Raw genomic sequence first — 8622 nt, 5'->3', positions numbered from 1 at the left:
AGCGTGTAGGTCCTGTAGGAGCCGTCGGCCATCTTCTCGGCGACGGCGTAGCGCTCGGCGCCGGCGACCGCCTTCCAGGAGACGGTGACCTCGCCGTCGCCGGTCGCCTCGGCCTGAGCCTCGGGGGAAGGAATCAATTTACAAGTTAAATAATCATCAGACGTATAGGTATTCCAATCACCGTTGGCATACGCTTGAACAAGAAATGTATATGTCTTTCCGTTTTCAAGCCCATCGATTTCATAGGAAGTTCCTGTGCAATCATACGTGTAGGTATTGAAGCTGCCATCGCTCTTGCACAAAGCGATGGCATACTTAGATGCATTGGGGATCGAATCCCAGCTTAACTTGATTTTACCGTCGCGCATCTCGGATACCACCGGATCAGGTTTAGCTACCTTCGAAAGGCCGAACTGATTAGCAATGGCCAGGGCATCTGCCTGACCCATTTTTTTAAGGTATAGCGAGTTGGCCAAAAGTCCTGCATCATAACTATTGTCGATGAAACCATGTTCGACCAATACTGCCGGAATGCCATACTGGCGGCAGTTTCTAATGACAGCAAGGCTGTCTGCATTACTACCATCCGGGTAATATAATTGTTTACCATTTAAATCGTAATAATCATTTTTTGCACCGCGGCTAACAAGACCAACAGATACAAGCCTGTTCAAAACATCTTGACCCAGAGACTCTCCGAGCTCATTAAATGAAGAGTACCACTTAGCCGGCCTCGGAATCCATATTTCCGCTCCAGTACCGCCACCTGAATTGATGTGAAAACTCATAAACAAAGAGGCCTTGTTGTCTCTCGCGATTTGTGCGCGAGCAATAAGCTCATTTGAAGTATTGGCAACACCAGTAACGGAAGCGTCAGAATCTCGAGTCATAATAACTCGAACACCCGCGTATTTCTGGAGCTCGTCACGGCAATATCGTGCAATTTTCAGCGTAAGATCCTTCTCACGAAGACCATTGCCGATGGCGCCGGAATCCCAACCGCCATGACCAGCATCTAAAACAAAGACCCAGCTGCGCGCCCGTGCAGAGTTCTCCGAAATGACATCGACGGCGGATTCCAGCGAATCAAACGAAGCACCCGTGTCGTCAGTAAACACGGACTCAAGCTGATCATCCGAGTCGCCATCAGACAGCAATCGATACGGTGCAGCCACTTCACCGGCGCTAAACATCTGATCAGAAATTTCATCAGGAAAAATACGAGTTGCTCCAGAGGCATACTCCACCTTAAGCAAGGAATAAACGCCAGCGGCAGAGACGCTCGAAGAGAAAAGATATGTGTTGTCAGCACTGGAAGTGACATCGAATCGGATAAGGGCTTCAGACGCAGTATTTGCACAATACAGTGCCACAGGCTCATCCGACAGCGTCCCGTCAAAGCCCAAAGCAACTCTTTGCGCATCTCCGAGGTCAACGTGACTCTTCTCGATATAAATAAACGAAAGGTTATCTACATCTGAGCTATCGGCAAAGGCGTTAACAGGATGACCAAGAAAAAGAGAAAGAAATGACATAGCAAAGATTGTGGTCAACAAATAGCGCTGGATACTCTTTTGCATATACAGTCCTTAAAAGAAAGAGGCGGCCAGAAGCCGCCTTTTAATATCTATCGAGTGGCGTAAAAAGAAAAAACAGCGTCAGCAACATGATGCCTATCGGCATCGCTTAGACCATAGTACATAGGCAACCTGACAAGCCTATTGCTTTCAGAAGTAGTAAACCTGTCTTCCCCGTCAAAACGACCAAACATCTTTCCTGCAGGCGCATCATGCAAAGGAATGTAATGGAAAACAGCTTGGACACCATGGTCCTTAAGGTAAGAGATAAAATCACCGCGTTCCTTAAGATCTTTACACTTGATGTAAAACATATGCGCGTTATGTTCGCAGCCTTCAGGAATATAGGGAAGCTCAATCTTGCCGGCATCTGCAAGCGGCTTTAAAGACTCCTGATAAAAATGCCAAGTTGAGAGTCGGTTCTCATTAATTTCATCAGCATGCTCCAGCTGCGCCCAAAGATAGGCCGCATTCATGTCAGAAGGCAGGTAGCTCGACCCACGATCAACCCAAGTGTACTTGTCTACTTGACCCCTAAAAAAGCGCTGACGATTAGTCCCTTTTTCGCGAATAATTTCAGCACGATCACAGTAACGCGAGTCGTTAATAGAAAGCGCGCCACCTTCGCCCATCGAATAGTTCTTAGTTTCATGAAAGCTATAGCAACCAAAATGACCAATAGTGCCGAGAGCCTTACCCTTATAAGAACTCAAAACACCCTGTGCCGCATCTTCAACGACCAACAAGTTGTTGCGCGTAGCGATGTCCATGATTCGATCCATATCACATGCAACGCCAGCATAATGCACAGGAACGACAACCTTGGTTTTATCAGTTATCGCCCTCTCAATGGCGTCGGGATCAATATTCATTGTGTCAGGGCACACGTCAACAAACACCAAAGTGGCGCCGACCATTTGAAAAGCCGTAGCAGTAGAAGAGAAAGTGAAGCTAGGCAGAATCACCTCATCACCAGGATGTAGGTCGCATAAGATTGCTGCAAGCTCAAGCGCGCTCGTGCCGCTAGTCGTTAGCAGGATCTTATTGGAATTAAAACGGTTCTCGAGCCATTCGCTACATTTTTTGGTAAAAGGACCATCACCACAAATCTTACGATTGACAGCGCAGGCCTCTCGAACATATTCCATTTCCGTGCCCACATAAGGCGGGAGATTAAAATTGATCATATAGCAGCTCCAAATGAATATAGTCCGATACCAAGCAAAATAAGAAGCAGTGAAATCCACTTCCGCCGAGACATTTTCTCATGAAAAATCGTAATACCGAATATTGTCACATATATGTAGCTGGTGGCTTCCAACAACGGACCCATGGAAAGGGGAATCCCTTTATAAGCAAAAATCGAAAGAAAGGTCGTACAAACGAAAAGGAAGTAAGCACAAATCACTAGAGGGTTCAGATACTCTCGAAACCTGCTGTCATACGTCTTAAGAGCAGCCTTCTTTAGCATTACTTGAGATATTGCACTAATAAAAACACCGAGGAGAAGGAGCAAGGCATATCGAAAATCCACAGCACTTCCCTCCTAAGCAGCATCGGAATCTGAAGAGGCAAACAAAGCCACGCCAATTAATACAATAATGCCTCCGGCAACCTGAAGAAAGCCAAGCTGCTCCTTAAAGACAATTACACCCCATACCATACCCCATACAACTGTAACGGCGCGATTGGCATAGGCTGTCGTTAATGGCAGTCGTTTAATAATTTGTTGCCAGCAAATAGCATAAATGCCAAGCAGCATGATAATTCCGGCATAGCAGACACAAAAACCGAAAGATAGAAAAGGATAGCCTGCCGCAAACTTACTTAAGATACCGCTACAGGAATACAAAACCAATAGCAGATGAAGCGCTAAGAAAACGCGTCCATTTTTCAATTTCTATACGCCTCGCTTCGGCAAGTACTTTTCCAAATTATCAATCGAATCTGAAGTCAGGATATAGAAGCCGTATCTGCTGCCGCTATCGACAATTTCATGCTCCATGTCATTGTCCACAGAACTTCGCTCGACCCTCACATTCCTATCGCATTCTGCTTGTCGAAACATCGCTAAGTCTTCGCCATCAAAAATAAATCGAATCATGGCGCATTCAGGATGCTCAGAGACACTCAGGTCGGGTTCACGCCCAGTAGCAACAGAAATTACTGCACCCAAGAAATCAACTCCCGTTGAGAGTTCCACGAGATCGCTGCCGATACAGTCGCCACCCATGCGGCTACCAATTTCGACAATACGAATATCCTCATTCTCATTAACCAAAATCTCTGAATGAGAAGCGCCAAATTCAACTCCCAAAGAATCTAGGGCGTGAGAAACAACTTCAATGATTTTGGAACGTAAAGAATCTGAAACGGGTGCAGGCTGTAAGTGACCAGTTTCAATGAAATGCGGAGCTCCAGTTGTGTATTTCCTCGTCAGTGCAAGAAAGTGATGCTCGCCTTTCCAAGAAACAAATTCAACACTAAATTCAATGCCAGTAAAAAACTCTTCAACGACACATGCCTTAGAAAAGGAAACATTGATTGCAGCGCGGACGGCATCCTCAAGTCCTTCTGAAGACTGAAGCTTAGTGATGCAACGACTACCAGACCTGTCAACAGGCTTTACGATTATTGGATAAGTGAGATCTAAACCATCAATATCTGTAAGGTCGGTCACCTGGTAGCTTTTAGGAGAAGGGTCTCCATTTTTGAAAAAGGCTTCACGCATTAAGTGCTTATTTGTGGATACGTCGATGCAGTCAACTGAATTGGCACACAGACCGAGTTTGTCGGCAACCTTAGATACAGTAATGTTGCCGAGATCCGTACCGATAGAACAAATACCGTCAATACCGATAGAGCTACACTTCTCAGCAATTTGATCGATTTCGGTAATACTAATAGGATAGAAATAGTCAGCAGTGCGCTCGCCAATATCGCCGCATTCCCATGCGAAGACATGCGTTTCGAAGCCAAGTTGTTTGGCCTTAAGAATCAATGGATTTTGAAAATCAGACGCACCGATAATAGCGAGCTTTTTCGACATCTTTACTTCTCCCAATTGGCCGAAGAGTTCTTTTCGAAATCATTCCAGCGGCCGCTTTCCATCTCAGCCTTATAATCGAGCATCATCGAATAATAGTCTCTATAAGCTGGAACAAAGCCGAAATCACGCTCAGCCTTACTCATATCGAACAAAAATGAAGGGGTGTTGTTCTTGAGCTCCGGCCTGTAAACGATTTTCGATTTAGAGCTGTCGCCAAATACCTCGATAACTGCACGAGCCTGATCTTCAAGCTCCAAAGGAACCCCGCTAGTCATGTTATAAAGCCCATGTGTTGAATCGCTTTCCAAAGCCATTCGATATGCCCGAGCAACATCCTTCACATAGATAATGTCTCTTGAGATATGAGGGTCTCCCCATATCTCAAGGTTCTGTCCGGACGCGGCCTTTTCGATCCAGACTTGGATAGCAGACTTGTACGGCTTACCATCAACTAAGATTGTGCCATGAGGCCCAACGCCGTAAACCGGAGGAAAACGGAACACTGCCCCCTGAAGACCATGTTGCTGCGAATAATACTCAATCAAATCGTTGGCAGCATTCTTCGTGATGGTATAGACAGCGTGGTCACCAGTAAAGGAGAAATTCCTGGGCTCATCCTCAGTAATGGCATAGTCCTTTCTCCATGCCCCAGAGACATCACCATAGGTAGTGGCGGAAATTATCTTCTTGATACCATTCGTCCTGCAATACTCGAGCACGTTCACTGTGCCCATAGTGTTCACTCTAACGTAATCGATGGCATTCTCTTCGTTAACCAAATCAGCAGTTGCATTGGCAGGAAGCAAACCAGCTAGAAGAATTACGCCCTCGACGTTATCAGCAGGGAGTTTTGAAAAATCTTCAGGCTTAGTAATATCGAGACTAATAAACTCGGCACCCATGTCTTCAAGGAAAGGACGAAGTCGTTCATTCCTACCGGTAGCAATAACTTGTTTGCCTGATTTGACAAGCTCGTCAACGGTATACATACCGATAAAACTGGTTGCTCCAATAACAATTACCATAGCTTACTCATCCTTTCCATTGCACTCTTTTTCAATCACATACAGAGGTCTATTTTTAACCTCAGTAAAAATATTGCCGACGTACAGTCCAACGATTCCAATTGCAGACAAAATGAGCCCACCCATAAAAAAGATGGAACAAAGAAGGCTAGTCCATCCAACTTGAATTCCCGGAACACAGATTTTCTGAACTATCGCTGCAATTAGAACGAGCAAGGCAACGAAGGACATTGCAAAGCCAACGTTAACCGCAAATTTCAAAGGCTTATTAGACTGGGCGGTAATAAGCTCAAACGCCATATTTAGCTTTTTCCTAAAACTATAGGAAGACTCACCTGCAAAGCGTTCATCGCCAACTATCTCTATCGCAGTTTGCCTAAACCCAAGCCACTTAATAAACATTGTGTATCCACGGTTATGTTCACGCATTGAACAATACTGAGAAATTACCGCGCGACGAGCAATACTGAAGTTGCAAAGTGAAGGATCATAACTACCGTCAGTAAAATACTCATACACTTTATAAAAAGCTCGAGACAACGCCATGGTCAAAGCGCTATCTTTTCGCTCTACCCTTTTTGCAAAGACGACATCGAAGCCCTCCAGAGCTTTATTATAGAGCTGGGGAATGGCCTCCGGCCTATCCTGAAGGTCGCAATCCATTACGACAACCCAATCACCATGGCAACAGTCAAGACCCGCAGTGATTGCACGAATTTGGCCAAAATTACGAGCAAGCTTGATTCCATACACACGTTCATCAGCGTCGCATATCGACTGCACAACAGACCACGAATCATATGGATCGTGGTCGTCAACAAGAACGAGCTCGAAAGACGCCTCCATCTTTTCAAAAACATCAACGATTCGCTTATGCAGTTCGGGCAGCGCCTCTTTACAACCATAAACTGGAATTACAACAGAGAAATCCATAACTAGCCTTAGATTGAGTTTAATAACCTACTCATGATGCATTCGATTAAGCGAACCGTCAAATCATAGTGAAGGCAATCATCAAACGAACGCCGGGCCTATTTGATGAGCACACACTGCTGACGAACCTCACTTTTATTAGCGTTATTAAAACAAGGGCCAATCAGGTTGCCAGGCAAAATTTGGTGCCACATCTTATTGTCATGGGAGTTATCTCCCCAGAAAAATCCAATATGGCAATCGATAGAACCATCTGTTTTAAAGAAAATTACATCGCCCTTCTTAGCCAATCCGCTATTCAACATATCGGCAACTGTGTTGAAGTGATAAACCTTACAGCCAGAGTCAATTGCATAACCATACCAGCGCCACGCATTGATATAGCCGCCGCCGCCGGGCCCCGCACCCCACGGAGTATGGTTGTTGTTGGCTGCGACTGCATCAACGTTTACGCCAAGAGATCTAAATACATGGGCAACAAAACCAGTGCAGTTCATACCGGTGTAGCCCCCGGGCCCTGGAGCGCCGTTAGGGTACAAGCAAGTCTGATATGAAAAGCCACTTGAATATCGAGTACCAAGATAATAGCCATTGTATTGATGGCTCGTCAGCCAATTAACAACGGTTAGGCGCGGAATGCCAAATACAGTGTCATTCGTGCCCGTCGGCTTTACACTAACCAGGTCGTCTTCATCAAAAGGCGACCATACGCCATCGAGATAAGCCTGAACGACAAACTGATAGGTCTGTCCACCGCTTAGTCCTTCAACTCTATACGAATTGCCAGTGCAGTTGTATGTATAAGTTTTATAGCCACTATTCGTCTTTACCGCGATAGCATAACGCGTGGCGCCCGACACCTTACTCCAAGATAGATTTGCACAAAGATCCCCAGCTTTACCAGTTACACGAGGAGTAATTACACCATGTGGAACTGCGTCCACAAGCAGCGCATCACCGTAAGCAGACCAGGCTCCATCTACGTAAGATTGCACAAGAAACCTGTGATTGCGTCCATTCGTAAGGTCGGAAACCGTATAGCTAGTGCTCAAACAATTAGTCGTGAACGTTACATATGAGCCATTCTTATACTCTGCAATCGCGTATCGCGTTGCATTGGGAACAAAGTCCCAAGTAAGCTGTATTTTTCCATCGCCAGCACAAGTGGCCTTAACATTTTGAGGGGAACGAACGTCCTCAAGAACGGCTTCACATAAATATGCGTCCGAGGAAGAGCTCCATCTTCCATTTACAAATGCTTGCACAAGGAAACGATAAGTACTACCGGGATTCAAGCCAGAAACCAGATACGAGGGCTCTTTGACATCAAGAGAATACGTCTTGTAGCTATTCCCAGTCTTAAGAGCAACCGCGTACCTCTCTGCTCCAGGAATCTGATTCCACGAAAGAACGCAGGAGGTCGCCGTGGCTTTCTCTAAATGAGGCTTCGGAGCATTAGGATCTTCGGGAATAGCGGTAACAAGGTCCTTGCTCCCAAAAGGAGACCAGCGGCCATCAATATTAGCTTGAACAATAAATGAATACTTCTGACCATTGGTAAGTCCATTAATGGTGAATTCAGTATTAAGACAGTCATAGGTGACAGTCTTGTATCCTTTATTTGTTTTATATGCAATCGCATATCGTAATGCACCGGCAACTGGATTCCACTTAAGGTCCACCGTCCCATCGCCAACAGCAGAAACGCTAACCTTAGGAGAAATAAGAGAGTACGGCATACAGGTGATGTAGTCAGTATCCTCAAGAGCGGTCAAACGGTCGTAAATCTTTGCCCTAACATAGAACGTATATTCTTCACCGTTTTTCAAACCCTTGATTTCAACGCTAGTTTGATGGGATTTCAATCTATACGACTTACCGTTCGAACACGAAACTACATATTGATTCGCCCCGGGCACGCGGCCCCACGACAGCTCGACGCTGCCGTCGCCGGCGGTCGCCGCGGGCGCGGGCTTGACGGTCCCCTCAGGCCTGCAGCGCACGAGGCTGGCGGGGCCGAAGGAGGACCAGCGGCCGT

General features: G+C 45.9%; 8 protein-coding genes. All 8 read right to left on the bottom strand.

Features of this window, described 5'->3' with window-relative positions; all coding sequences use genetic code 11:
• On the bottom strand, positions 1-1580 hold a 1580-nt coding region (locus AAA021_RS09375; protein WP_349089017.1), incomplete at its 3' end, for an N-acetylmuramoyl-L-alanine amidase.
• A 47-nt stretch (positions 1581-1627) separates the two neighbouring features.
• Entirely contained in the window at positions 1628-2764 is a 1137-nt protein-coding gene (gene rffA, locus AAA021_RS09370; protein WP_349089015.1) for a dTDP-4-amino-4,6-dideoxygalactose transaminase, read from the bottom strand.
• Positions 2761-3048, bottom strand: coding sequence for an EamA family transporter (locus tag AAA021_RS09365; protein WP_349089019.1), 288 nt, complete (start codon positions 3046-3048; stop codon positions 2761-2763). The genes rffA and AAA021_RS09365 overlap by 4 nt, the downstream gene beginning before the upstream one ends.
• Positions 3049-3123: 75 nt before the next feature.
• Positions 3124-3474 (bottom strand): transporter, encoded by a 351-nt coding sequence (locus tag AAA021_RS09360; protein WP_117583717.1) that lies wholly within the window; start codon positions 3472-3474, stop codon positions 3124-3126.
• 3 nt (positions 3475-3477) lie between these two features.
• Complete coding sequence (locus AAA021_RS09355; protein WP_271740429.1) at positions 3478-4626, bottom strand: ATP-grasp domain-containing protein; 1149 nt, start codon at positions 4624-4626, stop codon at positions 3478-3480.
• A 2-nt stretch (positions 4627-4628) separates the two neighbouring features.
• Positions 4629-5651, bottom strand: coding sequence for an NAD(P)-dependent oxidoreductase (locus AAA021_RS09350; protein WP_117583719.1), 1023 nt, complete (start codon positions 5649-5651; stop codon positions 4629-4631).
• Positions 5652-5654: 3 nt separating this feature from the next.
• Positions 5655-6584: a glycosyltransferase family 2 protein gene (locus tag AAA021_RS09345; protein WP_117583720.1), complete on the bottom strand. Its 930-nt coding sequence runs from the start codon at positions 6582-6584 to the stop codon at positions 5655-5657.
• A gap of 98 nt (positions 6585-6682) precedes the next feature.
• Positions 6683-8622 (bottom strand): fibronectin type III domain-containing protein (locus AAA021_RS09340; protein ID WP_349089011.1); only part of this gene is annotated, 1940 nt, incomplete at its 5' end.

The sequence above is a fragment of the Collinsella sp. CLA-JM-H32 genome, assembly GCF_040098165.1.
Taxonomy (GTDB): domain Bacteria; phylum Actinomycetota; class Coriobacteriia; order Coriobacteriales; family Coriobacteriaceae; genus Collinsella.
The sequence above is the reverse complement of the archived record's forward strand: the minus strand, read 5'-3'. Positions and strand labels throughout refer to the sequence as shown.

Excerpts from the sequence above, each read along its gene's own strand:
- AAA021_RS09350 (WP_117583719.1), bottom strand. The coding sequence starts at position 5,651 with ATGGTAATTGTTATTGGAGCAACCAGTTTTATCGGTATGTATACCGTT.
- rffA (WP_349089015.1), bottom strand. The coding sequence starts at position 2,764 with ATGATCAATTTTAATCTCCCGCCTTATGTGGGCACGGAAATGGAATAT.
- AAA021_RS09345 (WP_117583720.1), bottom strand. The coding sequence starts at position 6,584 with ATGGATTTCTCTGTTGTAATTCCAGTTTATGGTTGTAAAGAGGCGCTG.
- AAA021_RS09365 (WP_349089019.1), bottom strand. The coding sequence starts at position 3,048 with ATGCTAAAGAAGGCTGCTCTTAAGACGTATGACAGCAGGTTTCGAGAG.
- AAA021_RS09355 (WP_271740429.1), bottom strand. The coding sequence starts at position 4,626 with ATGTCGAAAAAGCTCGCTATTATCGGTGCGTCTGATTTTCAAAATCCA.